This window comes from Paraflavitalea devenefica, assembly GCF_011759375.1.
GTDB lineage: Bacteria > Bacteroidota > Bacteroidia > Chitinophagales > Chitinophagaceae > Paraflavitalea > Paraflavitalea devenefica.
Window position 1 is genome coordinate 534,309 of the sequence record NZ_JAARML010000001.1, and the last position, 16,260, is coordinate 550,568.

The 16,260-nt window shown below is 48.6% G+C and carries 14 protein-coding genes; 6 read left to right on the forward strand and 8 right to left on the reverse strand.

The window, feature by feature from the left end; all coding sequences use genetic code 11:
* Positions 1-305: 305 nt before the first annotated feature.
* Both HB364_RS02040 and HB364_RS02045 read right to left on the reverse strand, forming a co-directional pair.
* Positions 306-950 (reverse strand): polysaccharide deacetylase family protein, encoded by a 645-nt coding sequence (locus tag HB364_RS02040; RefSeq protein WP_167286231.1) that lies wholly within the window; start codon positions 948-950, stop codon positions 306-308.
* Positions 951-972: 22 nt separating this feature from the next.
* Positions 973-1,923, reverse strand: a complete 951-nt coding sequence (locus HB364_RS02045) for an ARPP-1 family domain-containing protein (protein ID WP_167286232.1) — start codon at positions 1,921-1,923, stop codon at positions 973-975.
* Between the two features lie 87 nt (positions 1,924-2,010).
* Between HB364_RS02045 and gltX the strand changes: the two genes are divergently transcribed.
* Both gltX and HB364_RS02055 read left to right on the forward strand, forming a co-directional pair.
* The gene (gene gltX, locus HB364_RS02050; RefSeq protein WP_167286233.1) at positions 2,011-3,537 is read left to right on the forward strand and encodes a glutamate--tRNA ligase; all 1,527 of its coding nucleotides are present in this window, start codon (positions 2,011-2,013) and stop codon (positions 3,535-3,537) included.
* A gap of 88 nt (positions 3,538-3,625) precedes the next feature.
* Positions 3,626-4,045: a cobalamin B12-binding domain-containing protein gene (locus HB364_RS02055; RefSeq protein ID WP_167286234.1), complete on the forward strand. Its 420-nt coding sequence runs from the start codon at positions 3,626-3,628 to the stop codon at positions 4,043-4,045.
* Here HB364_RS02055 and HB364_RS02060 read toward each other — a convergent pair.
* Positions 4,042-4,353 (reverse strand): hypothetical protein, encoded by a 312-nt coding sequence (locus tag HB364_RS02060; RefSeq protein WP_167286235.1) that lies wholly within the window; start codon positions 4,351-4,353, stop codon positions 4,042-4,044. The genes HB364_RS02055 and HB364_RS02060 overlap by 4 nt on opposite strands.
* Before the next feature lie 35 nt (positions 4,354-4,388).
* Positions 4,389-5,165, reverse strand: a complete 777-nt coding sequence (locus tag HB364_RS02065) for a hypothetical protein (protein WP_167286236.1) — start codon at positions 5,163-5,165, stop codon at positions 4,389-4,391.
* 365 nt (positions 5,166-5,530) lie between these two features.
* Between HB364_RS02065 and HB364_RS02070 the strand changes: the two genes are divergently transcribed.
* Positions 5,531-6,028: a hypothetical protein gene (locus HB364_RS02070; RefSeq protein WP_167286237.1), complete on the forward strand. Its 498-nt coding sequence runs from the start codon at positions 5,531-5,533 to the stop codon at positions 6,026-6,028.
* Positions 6,029-6,047: 19 nt separating this feature from the next.
* The gene (locus tag HB364_RS02075) at positions 6,048-6,821 is read left to right on the forward strand and encodes an enoyl-CoA hydratase/isomerase family protein (RefSeq protein WP_167286238.1); all 774 of its coding nucleotides are present in this window, start codon (positions 6,048-6,050) and stop codon (positions 6,819-6,821) included.
* A 3-nt stretch (positions 6,822-6,824) separates the two neighbouring features.
* On the opposite strand, the gene HB364_RS02080 is transcribed toward HB364_RS02075, so the two are convergent.
* The 4 genes from HB364_RS02080 to HB364_RS02095 all read right to left on the reverse strand — a co-directional run bounded on the left by HB364_RS02080 (position 6,825) and on the right by HB364_RS02095 (position 13,645).
* A complete protein-coding gene (locus HB364_RS02080) occupies positions 6,825-8,225 on the reverse strand; it encodes a c-type cytochrome domain-containing protein (protein ID WP_167286239.1) in 1,401 nt (466 codons plus the stop codon).
* A 98-nt stretch (positions 8,226-8,323) separates the two neighbouring features.
* On the reverse strand, positions 8,324-9,253 hold the full coding sequence (locus HB364_RS02085; protein WP_167286240.1) for a sugar phosphate isomerase/epimerase family protein: 930 nt from the start codon (positions 9,251-9,253) through the stop codon (positions 8,324-8,326).
* Between the two features lie 133 nt (positions 9,254-9,386).
* Positions 9,387-10,895, reverse strand: a complete 1,509-nt coding sequence (locus HB364_RS02090; protein ID WP_167286241.1) for a DUF1501 domain-containing protein — start codon at positions 10,893-10,895, stop codon at positions 9,387-9,389.
* A gap of 17 nt (positions 10,896-10,912) precedes the next feature.
* Positions 10,913-13,645 (reverse strand): DUF1553 domain-containing protein, encoded by a 2,733-nt coding sequence (locus HB364_RS02095; RefSeq protein ID WP_167286242.1) that lies wholly within the window; start codon positions 13,643-13,645, stop codon positions 10,913-10,915.
* Between the two features lie 123 nt (positions 13,646-13,768).
* Here HB364_RS02095 and HB364_RS02100 point away from each other — a divergent pair, with 123 nt between their 5' ends.
* Together HB364_RS02100 and fumC are read left to right on the forward strand one after the other, a co-directional pair.
* Positions 13,769-14,782 (forward strand): LacI family DNA-binding transcriptional regulator, encoded by a 1,014-nt coding sequence (locus tag HB364_RS02100; protein WP_167286243.1) that lies wholly within the window; start codon positions 13,769-13,771, stop codon positions 14,780-14,782.
* A 40-nt stretch (positions 14,783-14,822) separates the two neighbouring features.
* Positions 14,823-16,220 carry a class II fumarate hydratase gene (gene fumC, locus HB364_RS02105; protein ID WP_167286244.1) on the forward strand — a complete coding sequence of 466 codons (1,398 nt, stop codon included), beginning with the start codon at positions 14,823-14,825 and terminating at the stop codon, positions 16,218-16,220.
* Positions 16,221-16,260 lie beyond the last annotated feature (40 nt).

Below are 16,260 nucleotides of genomic sequence, written 5' to 3' on the forward strand. Positions count from 1 at the left end.
GATGGCCCCTGGCAATCAATGCCAGCAGAAAAAAGGACCCCGGGCTCTGTAGAATCCCCGGCCCGCCTTCGCCAAGGCTTTGGGGTGAAACCGGACAATGTGACGCAAAGCCCTTTACCCTTTCCGGAGGATGCGCCGGAAATATCTTTGGTTGAATCAAAAAAGTTTATACCTTTAAGTCAGTTTTCATAGGGTACGGATTAAAAACGGGCCAGGGTGTCTACCCAGGCCCAAATTTTTTTAGGCCCCTCTCCAATTTTGGGAATCCATTACACGACAAATTTTCAGTCTTACAGTAAGTTTTTTTATAATTGAATGACTTCAAACCGGAACCCTTTCCCACTGAAATATTTCAACATACGAGGCAATGCATCCTTCATGCGCGGAAATGCTTTCTCACTATCATGAAAAACGACTATGCTGCCCGGCCGGGTTTTGTTAATGACGTTTACCGTGCAGGTTTCTGCCGACAAACTTTGATCAAAATCACCGCTTAGCACATCCCACATAATGATTTGAAGGTTTCGGCCGGAACCTTTATAGGCAGCTATGCCAGACAGTATTTTGACCTGGAATTGAGTGATCCTGCCGTAAGGTGGACGGAATAGGTTGGAATCTATATGCTTCGCAGCTTCAATGATGTTATTAATATACTGGTCATTCTTTACTTTCCATCCGTTGAGGTGATTGTGGGTATGGTTGCCTGTACGGTGCCCTTCATCCAGTATACGGCGATAGATAGCCGGATGCTCCACCACATTTTTGCCAATACAGAAGAAGGTGGCCTTGGCCTTGTATTGCTGCAATACATCCAATACATAGGGAGTGACGGTGGGATGCGGGCCATCGTCGAAAGTGAGGTAAATAGTTTTTTCCCGGGAAGGTATATGCCAGGTGCAGCGGGAGTAGAGCTTTTTCAGCAACCAGGGTGTTTTAACAAAGTAGAACATGCTGCTACAAAAGTAGCTGAAATTATTCTGCGTAGCCGGTTATATGATAGACCTTCTTCTCGTACCGGAATATCTTACCATTTTTTTTCAGGTATTCCTCCTGCCCCTTTTCGCTGGAGAGTATTTTATCGAGGTATTTTTTTACGGCCGGGTCCTGCACAACAGGGATGCTGCCGCGTATGATGGCTTCTTCTATATAGCCGCGGAGCAAAGGTTCCAGCTCTTCCCGGAACAGGTTATTGCCCGAAAAAACATCCATACCAATGACCTTATTCCCACTTACGCATACAAACCCCGTTATACTGCTATCTTTTATGATCTTATCATAGAAGAAACGGAAATATTCTTCTTCCTGCAACACGTACTTTTTGTCCTGTTTGCGGGCGGTATAAGCCAATGTAGGCGCTTTTACACCACTCCCGTCGAGCTGGCCAAAGATCTCTTTCCATACCAGTACCTGGTTGCGGGACTGGTCCAGCACTTTGCGCAGGGCGGGATTGGCATAGCCATAATACTCAAGTTTTTTTTCCTTTTCACTCCAGCGCCCCTCTTCCACGCACATCACATCAATGTATTGGTCCTTGCCATTGGGCGCCAGCACCGTGTCTTTGGTTACCATACGGTCCTGCCGCCCCCCTGAAATGATCTCACCGGAAGCAATGAATATGGCCGTATCCGAACGGTTGTTGATGCGCAGGTAATGTACATTTTCTGTTGATGCCGAGCCACGCTCACTCACTTTTACATACCCTAGCTTGAGGGCCTGGCTGAGCGAGATGATGGGCTTGCCGTTTTGTTGAGGGAAACTGAGCGGAAGGCCATTACCACCCCCTTTGGGACGGATGGGTATTATTTTGAGGTTTTTGTATTCGAAGGTGCTGTCATAATCTACCTCCAGCGTTTGGTAGGTAAGCTGTGCCTGTGTGTATTTTACTGTAAAAAAAAGGATCAGAAGTAAGAGGCGGCCGCGCATATTATTATAATAACGTTTCGCTGCCCAAAATAGTACTTTCCGCCGGGCTGGAAGCCTATAGCCTTCTACTCCTTATCTTTGCCCACTATGGCAAAAAAAGTACGGGTTCGTTTTGCACCCAGTCCCACGGGAGGCTTACACCTGGGTGGTGTGCGCACTGTTTTATACAATTACCTGTTTGCCCGCCGGAACGGGGGCGATTTTGTGCTGCGTATTGAAGACACGGACCAAAACCGCTATGTGGAAGGTGCGGAAGAATATATTATTAATTGCCTGAAATGGTGTGGCCTGGAAGCGGATGAAGGTCCGCATGCAGGCGGACCTTATGGCCCTTACCGCCAAAGTGAACGCAAGTCTATTTACCGTCAATATGCCGAGCAACTGGTGAAAAATGGCCACGCTTATTACGCTTTTGACAGGCCGGAGGAACTGGAAACGATGCGGGAGCGTTTTAAAACAGCTTCCAATCCTTCTCCGCAATATGACCACACCATTCGCCTGGAAATGCGCAATTCCTGCTCCCTTACCCTGGAAGAAACAGAAACCCTGCTGGAGGATGGCGTGCCGTATGTGATCCGCCTGCGGATGCCAGAGCATGAAACGGTCACTTTTACCGATATGATACGGGGAGAGGTAAGCTTTAATACCGGCCTGGTAGATGATAAGGTACTGCTGAAAGCAGATGGCATGCCCACCTATCACCTGGCCGTAGTAGTGGATGATTACCTGATGAAGATCACCCATGCATTCCGGGGTGAAGAATGGCTGCCCAGCGCACCCGTACATATCTTATTATGGAAATACCTGGGCTGGGAACAGGATATGCCGCAATGGGCACACCTGCCCCTGATCCTGAAGCCCGATGGCAACGGCAAGCTGAGCAAACGGGATGGCGACCGCATGGGCTTCCCGGTGTTTGCCATGAACTGGACCGATCCCAAAACCAAAGAGCTGACAAAGGGTTTCCGTGAACTGGGCTTTTTGCCGGAAGCATTCATTAACCTGCTGGCCATGCTGGGCTGGAACGATGGTACAGAGCAGGAGATCTTCACATTGGAAGAACTGATCGAAAAATTCTCCCTCGAACGGGTACATAAAGGCGGCGCCAAGTTTGACTTTGAGAAAGCCAAATGGTTCAATCATGAGTGGATCAAGAGAATATCCCCTGACAGTCTGCAATCAACGGTTAAACCCTTCCTGGAAGAGAAAGGAATTATCATTCCCGGTGATGACTATTTGCAAAAAGTCATTCACCTGGTGAAAGACCGCTGTACTTTGCTGGCAGATTTTTATGAGCAATCAAAGTTCCTTTTTGAAACACCGGCGCAACTGGATCTGGATGCGGTAAAACCTAAATGGAATGATGACAAGAAAGCTTTTTTTGAGGCAGTGATCAGCGGGCTGCAAGCTGCAGGTGTTTGGAAGGCTGCTGAGTTAGAGGCTTCATTTAAAGCGCTGGCTACCCAAAAGAATATTAAACCCGGCGAGGTATTACTGCCGCTGCGCATTATGCTGGTGGGTGGTAAGTTTGGCCCGGGCGTATTTGATATTGCGGAATTGATCGGCAAGGAAGAAACCGTGAAGAGGATTCAGGCAGCTTTGGATAAGCTGTAGAAATTGTAAAAAGTAAACGAATCGCTACCAGCTCGCAACTCACAGCTTGTCCCGCCAAAGCGGGAGCTCGTAGCTTTAAAAAAGCTATATGAATGAAAAATTAAACAGGCCTGTACGGGTATTGGTGGCCAAGGTAGGGCTTGATGGCCATGACCGCGGCGCCAAGGTAATTGCCACTGCTTTGCGTGATGCCGGTATGGAAGTGATCTATACCGGATTGCGCCAGACGCCCGAGATGGTAGTGAATGCCGCCCTGCAGGAAGATGTGGATGCCATTGGCATCAGCATTCTCTCCGGCGCGCACATGACCATTTTCCCCAAGGTAATTGAGCTGATGAAGGAAAAGGGAATGGATGATGTGCTGCTCACCGGCGGTGGCATTATACCCGAAGATGATATGCTGCAATTAAATGCCATGGGCGTAGGCAAACTGTTTGCTCCCGGCACTTCCACCCATGATATCGCCGGGTATATTACCAACTGGGTAAAAGAACACCGGGAGTTTTAAGGCATAATCAATATAGAGGCCGTATTTTCCGGCAGGATGCGGATCCGTACGACCTCTCCTGCCACCGGCACTCTTTCAATAGTTACCATGGTATTTACCTGCTGGTACAGCAGTTTTTCCTGTAAGCGTATCATTACCCATACCCGCAATCGCACATAACCTTTTATCAGTTCGGCCTTTTCCTCAATTTCAATGATCCGCGCCTGCGCCGCTATCCCCTGTTGCAACAATATCCGCTGCTGCTGCAACTGCCCGTGCACCTGTTTACGGCTGCGCCTGTATTGCCCTATTTTCCACCATGCTTTCACTTGTTTCGTTTTTTAATGAGTAAACAGGATGCCTGCTATGTTTTGGCTTCATAGAAGTAAGTAGTTACAGTACTTACTTTCTTGCCTTTTTTGGTAATCAGTTTTACCGGCAGGCCTTCCATATCTGTTTCATATTCATAATTAAAAGAGTAGTTAATCTTACCGCCACGAGCTACAGAAGTGATCTTTTTTACCAGATGCCTGCTGGTATTGCCTACCAGGTTATTGATATTCTTTCTGAACTTAAAATCTTCCAGCCCGGTCAGGTTTTTCTTGTCCGCATAATACTCCAGTTCCTTTGTATTGTACAACTCATTGTTGTACCAGGTACAGATCTTTACCACATCCCCGTTTTTATACTCATACGTGATGATGTAGATACCGTCCTTACCATAATCCCGGAACTCTTTGACAAGGCCACCGGTGGCATTGTATTCAAACCGGTGGTACACGGTATCAGGGTTATAGTCTGCATAAGCAGCAATAGCCACCCCGCTCAGCAACCTGCCCATATTGTCCAGCTTCCCTTTAAATTCATATACCACCCGGGTTTCCGGTTTGGCATGCTCCAGCAACATAAGGCTATCGGACCAATACCGGAAGGTGTTTATTTCGGTATCATTCTCGATACCGGTAATACGTCCCTGCTCATCTTTTGTTAATTGAGCAGAAGCCGTTGCATCGCCCTTACTTTCCCACTTTACCAGGTTCTTCCTGATCACCGGCGTTCCGTGCTGCACTTTCATATGCCTGCAAGCCACATACCCGGTGAATGACAGCACGGCAAAGCCGGCCACGACCAACCATTTCATAATAGAGGTTTAATGATTAATGATAACTGATGTGCTATTGATGGCGCAAAGTTGTTGCGGCCGGCGCCCTGCCAGAAATTTTACGTTGCCAAACGCCGGTATTTCTTTACTGAAGTGTGCTGAAATCAGTACAGGATGTAATCAATACTCACGAACAGCCCGCAAATGTACGGGCCTGTACTGCCCCGGCGATGCACTATCAGGTAGTCAGGCGTTTTTGATCAATAACAGGCAGGTTTTCTTATTCGCCGGCATTTTATAGCCTGTTATACCCGCTTTACTAACTGGTAAAGGCCATTCGCTGGTTAAAACTTCCGTCATTGGGCCAGGCACCTGATCTTTGTACTATTATTAAAACCCTTATTATGCCTACAAGAAGCAGGTTGATCGCCCCTATTTTCCTAATGCTCACGCTGATTGGCTGCGAAGCAGGATTAAGTTATGGTATTAAAAAAGATATGGGTAATGGCATTACCACTACCTGGACAAACCTGGAGCCACAGGAAGTATTGCGGGTGATGAATAATGAAACGGTATCCCATAACCAGGTTGTACTGGGTGAAAGTTTTGCAGTGATCAACCGGGGTGTGAGCGGACTGGTAGTGAAGGACGGTAAAGTTTCTGTGGGATGCTCCCTCACGATCACCGACAGCAGCGGTAAGAAGATACTGGCGGTGGACGATCTTTTTAAAGACAATGATGTGTTGGACAAAGACAAGGCCGGGGAGCTGAAATGCACGATCAATACCGGCAAACCGATGGACTGGCAGCAGGAATATGATATTGTGGTGACTTTCTGGGATAAATACGGCAAAGGAAAATTAGAGAACCGGTTAACTACCTATATAGAAGACATTCCTTAGATTTGAAAAAATCTATGTTATGTACGAAACATTGCTTGTTGATATCGAAGAAGGCATTTGCACGATTACGATCAATCGCCCTGACAAGTTAAATGCCCTGAATAAAACGGTGATGGGTGAACTGGACAAGGCGATTGACGGGGTATATAACAATGAAGCTATTAAATCGGCGATTATTACCGGCTCGGGCAACAAGGCATTTGTAGCCGGTGCAGATATCAGCGAGTTCCAGGGATTGACGAAAGAACAAGGTATGGCGCTGGCCAAAAGAGGACATGATATTTTCCTGAAAATAGAAAGAGCGCCCAAACCTATTGTAGCGGCTGTTAATGGATTTGCACTGGGAGGTGGTTGCGAGCTGGCCCTGGCCTGTCATTTTATGATCGCTGCCGATAGTGCAAAGTTTGGTCAGCCGGAAGTGAACCTGGGACTGATCCCTGGTTATGGAGGTACACAAAGACTGGTACAGGTGGCAGGCAAAGGCCGGGCTATGGAATTGTTAATGAGCGGCAGGATGATCACTGCCCAGGAAGCCCAGGGCTATGGTATGGTGAACGAGGTGGTGCCGCCCAGGGACCTATTGCCCAAAGTAAAAGAGCTATTACAAACGATACAGTCAAAGGCGCCCATCGCCCTTGCCAATATTATTGACTGCATTAATCATTTTGATCATACCCAGAAAGGCTATGACCGGGAGATACAAAAGTTTGGCGAATGCTTCGCCACAGAAGATATGCAGGAAGGCGCTACTGCTTTCCTGGAGAAAAGAAAGCCTTCATTTAAAGGGAAATAATATTTAACGGGCAGCCGGTTTTACTTCCATGGTATCTGTTGGCAGTGCCGGTACCTGGTAACCACCCGAGTCTATGATGGCTTTGGGAAAAGCCTGCCGTAGCTGCGGCCAGTCTTCTTTCCGGATGGCCGACCGGTAACAATAGATAGATTGCAGCTTATCGAGCCCCTTCAGTTGTAACAATCCCTGCGCACTTATTTTTGTTCCCACCAGGTTCAGGTATTGCAGTTGCTTAAGGGCTGTTAACTGTTTCAGTCCGGCATCTGTGATATTGGTATGTTCCAGTTGCAGGCGGGTGATATTAGGACATTGTGCAATCACTGTTAAAGCAGAATCATTGATCACCGGGTTGCCCAGCTTTATCCATACCAATTGTTTTTTCACCGGCAGCAGTAATTGCAGGTCTTTATTCTGAATACCAGCGGCCGTTATAAAGTTGACCGAAAGGTAATGGCTGCTTTGCGATACCGGCAAGATCACCACACCCAGGTCTTTTATTCTTTTCACGGCGCTGTCATCGGCCTTACTTACCGGATCGGCGGGAATGGTGGCAGGCGCTTTCTTTTCTGCCGGTGCATTTTGCAGGGCCAGCAGTGCGGGCTTTACAGCAGCAGGCTGTTCCAGGTCTTTAACCTTCTTATCAAAGGGAGCGCCGGAGGTGATCCACCAATGCAGGAGCGCTATTTCATGGTCGGTCAATTGCGGCTTTTCTTTGGGCGGCATATGGTCATCATGTTCGCGGGGCAATAACAGCCGTTTTATTAATTCGCTTTCGCCGGCCTTACCAGGTAATACGATCACGCCGTTCTTACCCCCCTTCATCAACAAAGCCTGTTCATCCATCCGCAATCCGCCTTTTTGTTTGTTCTTATTATGGCAGCTATAGCATTTGTTTTGCAGCAATGGCTGAATTATTTGCGCATAAGCTGCGGCCTCCTGTACATCCGGTATGGACACCTGTTGCAACACGGTAGTATCACGATTTGTGATACCACTGAAAGGCTTTGTAAGGTAATCGGACCCGTGTGTAAGCGAGCCGCCTATATGGCCTGTGGCTGCCACCAGCACGATCAATACGATCATTAATGGCCAATGCCAGCGTGGTGCAGTATGCTTTTTTCGCAGGAAGTACAATACAATGGCCACAACCGCTACCCCTATGCCCAGCCATTGGTGCTGATTCACCAGTTGCGGATCATAATCATCACTGCGCGACAGGAAATAGCCGGTAATACAGGAGATAACAGCACTGATCATGCCCATGAGCAGGGAGAGGGTGATGGCCTGTTCAAAATTTGTTCCCGGCTTTCTCTTCTCTATGAACTGGAGTATAAATGCCAGGATGAGCATGCCTATCGGCAGGTGAACGAATACAGGGTGGAAATGACCAATGAGTGGAAACATAGCTACGAGCTGCGAGCTTTGAGCCGCGAGCCCTTTGAACCGCTTTGAGCCGTATTAGGTTTTAGCTCGAAGCTCGTAGCTCAAGGCTCGCCGCTTATTTAAGAATATCGTTTTCTTAGTAATTGCATCATATGCACATTGATGGCCCACTGATCGGCCAGGGGCTGACGGGTATAGGGCAATGTAGGCATGTAATCCGGCGGACCAAACTCTGTGAGGATGGTCATGGTTTCGCCGGCTTTCTTTTTCCTTTCGATAACGGTGTCCCACCAGCCAATATGCGCTTTTACAGCAGGCTCCCATTCCGGCGCCCGCGGATCATTGACCTGCGGCCCTTCCGGATGCCCGATGCGGGCATGGATATGATCGGTACGCTCCAACGCCATACTCACGGTTTCCGGCTGATCACCCAGCAGGCTTTCATGCACATTGCACCAGTGCGATACATCGAAGGTGAGCCGCAGGTCGGGCAGCTTTTCCATGTACTGCCTGGCCACCGAAGCTGCAAACAATATCCTTGAGCGGTGTGTTTCGTGACATATCTTAATACCGGTTTCTTTGGCCAGCCGGGTAGTATGATCAATAAAAGCCTGGTTCTGTTCAAACGTAAAATAATCACGGCCCGAATGGCAATTGATGTACAGCGGTCGTTGTACCGTATTGTGTGCTGCCGCATCAATGGCGTTGGTGAACTGTGGCAGGTGCTCCTGGAATTTAGCCGATGAACCACCACACAGGAAACCTATTTCCAGCCCATGCTTTTTCAATGCTGCAAACAATTCATTGCGGGCGGATGCTTCCTGCGGCCACCACATTTCAATGCCATCATATCCTTCTTTTTTTGCCCTGGCGCAAAACTCATCCACCGTTCCCCTGAATCCCCAGTTGGTAGCCAATATTTTCAGCGAGAAGGCGGGGTTGTCACTAAAGGCAGGTTTATCTATTGCCAGTGCATCCAGTGATGATAACATCCAGGCGGCTCCGGCGGAGGCGCCCAATCCAAAAAACTTTCTGCGGGTTAAAGCCATGATTGCGGTTGTTTTGTTTTTAACGCTATGCGAGGCTTGCAGCCTCGCATTATTATTGCATTGCTTTCAGCAATACCGTTGCCAAAGGCAACAAAATAAAGCTTCGGAGCTGCAAGCTCCGAAGAGCTAAGTATTATGCTATGATCTCTTCAATTACCCGTCCATGTACATCGGTCAGGCGGAATGGCCTGCCCTGGAACTGGTAGGTGAATTTCTCGTGATCAAACCCTAACTGGTTGAGTAGGGTAGCCTGTATATCAAAAGCGGTGGTTTTTCCGCTGATGGCGCTATAGCCTATCTCATCGGTTTCGCCATAGCTGGTTGCTTTTTTAATACCGCCTCCGGCCATCCAGATGGTAAATGCTTCTACGTGGTGGTCCCTGCCTTTGAAAGGATTTTGCTTACCATCGCGGTTCTCCATCATGGGTGTTCTGCCAAATTCACCACCCCATACCACCAGCGTATCTTCCAGCAGGCCCCGTTGTTTAAGGTCCAGCAGCAGGGCCGTGGTGGCTTTGTCTACCTGCCGGCATTTGTTGATGAAGCCCACATCAATGGCCAGGTTGGAATCGGTGCCATGACTGTCCCAGCCCCAATCAAAGAGCTGTACAAAGCGAACGCCTTTTTCCACCAGCTTGCGGGCCAGCAATACATTGTTGGCATAGCAGGATTTACCCGGTTGTGTACCATACATTTCATGAATATAGGCCGGCTCATCATTGATGTTCATGACTTCCGGCACAGAGATCTGCATACGGTAAGCCATTTCATATTGGGCAATGCGCGATAAAGTTTCGGGATCGTGGAATTCTTCATACTGCTGCCTGTTCACTTCATTGATGGCATCAATAGAAGCTTTGCGCAGGTCACGGTCCATGCCTTCGGGATCTTTGATGAACAATACCGGGTCGCCTTCACTACGGCACTGCACACCCTGGTATACGCTGGGCAGAAAGCCGCTGCCCCATACGCTTTTGCCTGCATCGGGAAACTTACCACCGGAGGTAAGCACTACAAAGCCGGGCAGGTTCTGGTTCTCTGTTCCCAGTCCATAGGTAGCCCAGGAACCGATACTGGGCCTTCCCAGGCGTGGCGCTCCTGTGTGCATGAGCAATTGCGCCGGGCCATGATTGAACTGATCGGTAGTGACCGCTTTTAAGAAACTCACTTCATCGGCCACGGTAGCAAAGTGTGGCATATGGTCCGATACCCAGGCGCCGCTTTGCCCTCTTTGTTTAAACACCGCCTGCGGCCCCATCATTTTGGGAACGCCGCGGATGAAGGCAAAACGTTTTCCTTCGAGTAAGGAAGGCGGACAGTCCTGTCCGTCCAGCTTCATTAAAGCAGGTTTATAATCGAATAATTCCAGTTGGGAAGGAGCGCCGGCCATGTGCAGGTAGATCACCGATTTTGCCTTGCCGGGGAATAAAGGCAGTTTGGGCGCCAGCGGATTGGCCGCATCAAATAAATTATTGGAAACCGCTTCCTCTTTTCCGGCACCACAACCAAACAGGGAACCCAATGCCAATGCGCCCAGTCCCATGGCGCTTTCCTTGAGGAAGTGCCGCCGGGTGAAATAATGCAGCGCCCTGGTATTAGCTTCATCAATAAGGCGTTGGTTATGCAATTCTTTTTGTGTCATGCTGATAACGGATTGTACTAATTTTTAGTGATCAATTCATCCAGGTTAAGCATTGCATTGGCGGTGACGATCAATGCGGCTGTTTCGGGTTTGTTGTGCTCATCCATCACGCCCACCATCGCACAGGTTTTATCTTTATCCTGCCGGTAGGTTTGTAAAGCCTGATCATATAGTTTATTCAACACCTGTAACCTGGCCGGTGTGATCGGTTTATACATGGCCAGTTCATATCCTTTGCTGATCTGTTGCTGAACATTGTTACCGGCCAGTTGCTGCATGCGGTAGGCCAGGAACCGGGCCGTTTCCAGGTAGGCTTCATCATTCAATGTTACCAGCGCCTGCAGGGGTGTATTGGTACGTATGCGCCTGGCAGTACATACTTCGCGCAAGGCGCCATCAAACGTGATCATGGATGGATAAGGAGCGGTACGTTTCCAATAGGTATACAATGCCCGGCGGTGTGCTTCCTCCCCGGTTGCATTTTTCCATTGCGCCCCATTCCAGGGTGATAGCCAGATGCCATCCGGCTGATAAGGAAATACCGCCGGTCCAAACATGGTGGAGCTTATCAGGCCGCTGATGCACAAAGCCTGGTCGCGCACCTGCTCGGCCGATAACCTTACCCGGGCGCCTCTTGCATATAATTTATTGTAAGGGTCTTTGGCCAGAAGTTCTTTACTCACTTTTGAATCCTGCCGGTAGGTAGCTGATACAACAATTTCCCGCATCAGCTTTTTCATGCTCCACTTGTCCTGGTGCATGAACCGGTAAGCGAGGTAATCCATCAGCTCGCGGTGTGTGGGCTGTATGCCCTGGGTGCCCAGGTCTTCCAGTGTTTCGGCCAGGCCGGCGCCAAAGAATTGTTCCCATACCCGGTTTACCATGGTGCGGGCAGTAAGCGGATTATCAGTTTGTGTAAGCCACATAGCCAGTCCCAACCGGTTGCGTGGCGCTTTGGCAGGAAAAGGATTGAGTGCATGCGGTACACCGGGGGTAACGGTTTTACCTTTTACCAGCCAGTTGCCCCGTTCAAATACCTGTGTGGGGCGGTGCATGTCGGCAGGATTATCCAGCATAATCGGCGTGGCAGGCACTCCTTTATTGAGCAGGCCCCACCAGCGCGCTTCATTTTCTGCATAACCTGGTTGTCCTTTGCCAGGGAATGCTGCTGAAAAATGGAACCAGTCGAAGGTTACGCCACTCGCCAGGGGGTCTGTAAGACTTTTGCTGCTATACGTTAAATAAATAGTATGCGTACCATTGGTAGCCGGCAAGCTGAAACGATGGATCTCCCGGCCCTCTTTAGTAGCGGGTAAGGTAATTTTTGTGATAACAGGACCAGTAGCGCTATCCAGCCGCAGACTTAGTATGCCATCTTTTAATGCGCTGGAATACCGGATGAGTAACTGGGTTTTGTTTTGCAGGTTTACCTGCTTTAAGCGTGCAATGGCATTATTGCGGCAGGTCAACCACTTGGTATCTTGCAGTGTACTGTTGGCTAGTGCATCGGCTGTCAATGAATAAATGGAAGGCTCCCATGTTTTGGTAAAGCGCAGCCACTGGAATACCTCTTCTTTTGTGGTATACTTTTCCATCCAATGACCCAGGGTTGTCAACTCCTGTTCCATGGAATCGGTAAAATGCCGCAGTAGCGGATAATCCTCATAACTATCTGCATCGCGGGTATCATTAAAGAAGGCCATGAAGTTGTAATATTCCTCATGTGTAAAGGGATCATAAGGATGACTATGGCATTGTACACAGCCAAAGGTGGTGCCCATCAGGCCTTCCCAGGTGGTATTCACCCGGTCGAGCACGGCTGACGTGCGGAACTCTTCATTATCGGTACCGCCTTCATCATTGGTCATCGTATTGCGGTGAAAAGCGGTGGCTATATATTGTTCGTCGGTAGGATTGGGCAGCAGGTCACCGGCTATCTGTTCTGTGAGGAATACATCATACGGTTTATCTGCATTAAATGCCTTGATGAGCCAATCGCGGTAACGCCAGATATTGCGGCCGGCATCACGCTCATACCCTTTGGTATCGGAATAGCGCGCCAGGTCGAGCCAAACACCCGTCCACTTTTCCCCAAAATGGGGAGAGGCCAGCAGGGAGTCTACCAGTTGTTCATAAGCATTAGGCGCTTTGCTGTTTAAATACCATTGCGCCAGGTTGTCTTTTGCGGGCATACCGGTAAGGTCAAGACTAACGCGCCGCAGTAAAGTAGCCTTGTCGGCTTCGGGCGATGGCTGTAAGGAAGCTTCCTCCAGTTTTTCATAAATGAAATGATCAATGGCATTGCGGGCGCCGGGATGATCGGTGGCAGGAACAGCCACTTCTTTTACCGGTACATAGGCCCAGTGATCGCCCCAGACAGCGCCTTGCTTTATCCAGGTGCTCAACGTCTTGATCTCTTCTTCTGTTAAGGGTTCCTCGTGGTAGGGCATGCGCTCTTCCGGGTCTTTGTGGGTAAGACGCAGGATCATTTCACTTTTATCAGGTTTGCCGGGAATGATGGCCGGCTTGCCCGATTCGGTATTGGCCAGGGCTTCGGAACGGAACAGCAAACTAAAGCCGCCCTGCCTTTTAACACCACCGTGGCAGGAAATACATTTCTTATTGATAATGGGTTTAACTTCCGTGTTGAAATCAACCGTACGGCTGCGGGTACTGAAAGTAAATATCAGTACCGCGGCAAGTAATAAGGCAATAACCAGCAACGCTTTTCTTACAGCAGGAGCAATCATTTTATAAACTGTTTGGCTGACTGCTTAAAGTTAATGATTATCCGGATTATGTACGACATATTCGAAAAGGCATGCAATCGTTTGCTTGTTTTTTTAATATATTACTAATTTATCTTCGTCGCCATGGAGAAAAAACTTCCAACCATTAAAGAAATAGCGCAACGGCTCAGCATTTCCATTTCCACCGTATCCCGGGCGCTGCATGATCATCCCAGCATTGGTCTGCGTACACGGATGGAGGTAAAAAAGATGGCGGCAGAACTGAACTATGAACCCAATCAGACAGCTATCTTTTTCAAGCAGCGCAAAACTTTCACGATCGGCGTGATATTGCCCAACCTGCGCGAGGAGTTCTTTTCTTCCACGATCAATGGTATTGAAGCCATTGCCCAGCAGAACAATTACATTGTACTGATCGGCCAGTCGCACGATGATATAGAAAATGAAAAGCGGATACTGGAAACGATGAAGAAACACCGGGTAGACGGCATACTGGCCTCTATTTCCAAAAACACCACGCAGATAGACCATTTTGAACAGATGAAGAGCTATGATATCCCGGTGGTATTTTTTGACCGGGTGCCGGATGTACCGGATGTCCATTCTGTAAGCTGCAACCTGTACCACAGTTCCATTGAGGCGGTAGAGTTCCTCATCAAAAAAGGACATAAGACCATTGGCTATATGCAGGGCCCTTCTACCCTGGGTATTAAAAATGAAAGGCTGGCGGGTTATTATGAAGCGCTGAAAAAACACAAGATACCGGCAGATGAATCGCTGATCGTGAGCACAGACCTTTCTACAGCCAGCACCCAGGAGGCATTGGACAAACTGCTGAGCAAAAAGAAAAAGCCTACAGCCGTATTGGTATTTAATGATTATGTGGCCATGGATGCCATCTATTATGCCCGGCAGCAAAAGCTGCGCATTGATAAAGACATCAGCTTTGTAAGCTATGCCAATGTATCGCTTACCAGGTACCTGGACTACCCGCCCATTGCTTCGGTAGAGCAGTTCCCTTACGACCAGGGCGCCAGGGCTACCGAACTGTTATTCAAACTATTGAATACCAAAACCAACCAGGAAGACATCCCTTATGAGAACGTGGTATTAAAAAGCGAATTAATCGTGCACTAAAGCGTAATCCGCCTACCTTTGCCCACAAATTTTTTTGTTTATGGATTATCGCATTGAAAAAGATACCATGGGTGAGGTGCAGGTGCCTGCCGATGCCTTATACGGTGCACAGACCCAACGCAGCATTGAGAATTTCAAGATTGCACAGGATACGAATAAGATGCCGAAAGAAATTATCCGTGCGTTTGCCTACCTGAAAAAAGCTGCCGCCATTACCAATTTTGAAGCGGGGGTATTACCCAAAGAAAAAGCTGACCTGATAGGACAGGTATGTGATGAGATACTGGCCGGAAAACTGGATGCTTATTTTCCGCTGGTAGTATGGCAAACCGGTTCCGGTACGCAATCCAATATGAATGTGAATGAAGTAGTAGCCTACCGCGGTCATGTGATCAAAGGTGGCAAGCTCACTGATAAAGACAAGTTCCTGCATCCCAATGATGATGTAAATAAATCACAATCCTCCAACGATACTTTCCCCACTGCCATGCACATTGCTGCTTACAAGATGCTGGTGGATGTAACCATTCCCGGCATTGAAAAGCTGCGCGATACACTGGCTGCCAAGAGCAAACAATACATGAACGTGGTGAAAATTGGCCGTACGCACTTTATGGATGCCACGCCTTTGACCGTAGGGCAGGAGTTCAGCGGGTATGTATCCCAACTGAACCATGGCTTAAAAGCGATCAAACATTCATTGGCCCACCTGAGTGAGCTGGCCCTGGGCGGTACAGCCGTAGGTACCGGTATCAATACACCGGAAAGCTATGATGTGAATGTGGCCAAACATATTGCCGCATTAACCGGTCTGCCTTTTGTAACGGCCGAGAATAAGTTTGAAGCACTGGCAGCACATGATGCCATCGTGGAAGCCCACGGCGCCCTGAAAACAGTAGCGGTGAGCCTGATGAAGATTGCCAATGATATACGCATGCTGAGCTCAGGCCCGCGCAGCGGCATTGGCGAACTGTTTATTCCGGATAATGAACCCGGTTCCTCCATTATGCCCGGCAAGGTAAACCCTACCCAATGTGAGGCGCTCACCATGATCGCAGCACAGGTGCTGGGTAATGATGTAGCCATTAATATAGGCGGCGCTACCGGCCACTTTGAGCTGAATGTATTCAAGCCGGTGATGATTTTTAACTTCCTGCACAGCGCCCGTCTCATCGGTGAAGGTTGTATAAGCTTTAATGATAAATGCGCTGAAGGACTGGCCCCGATTGAGGAAAATATTAAGAAGCACGTAGACAACAGCCTGATGCTGGTAACTTCCCTCAATACGAAGATCGGCTATTACAAGGCGGCTGAGATTGCACAGAAAGCACACAAAGAAGGCACTACCCTGAAAGAGATGGCCGTGAAGTTGGGTTATGTAACCCCCGAGCAGTTTGATGAATGGGTGGTACCGGCGAAGATGGTGGGCAAGATATAACACGAATTGCACGAATTGGATGATAAAAAATGGGGCTGAT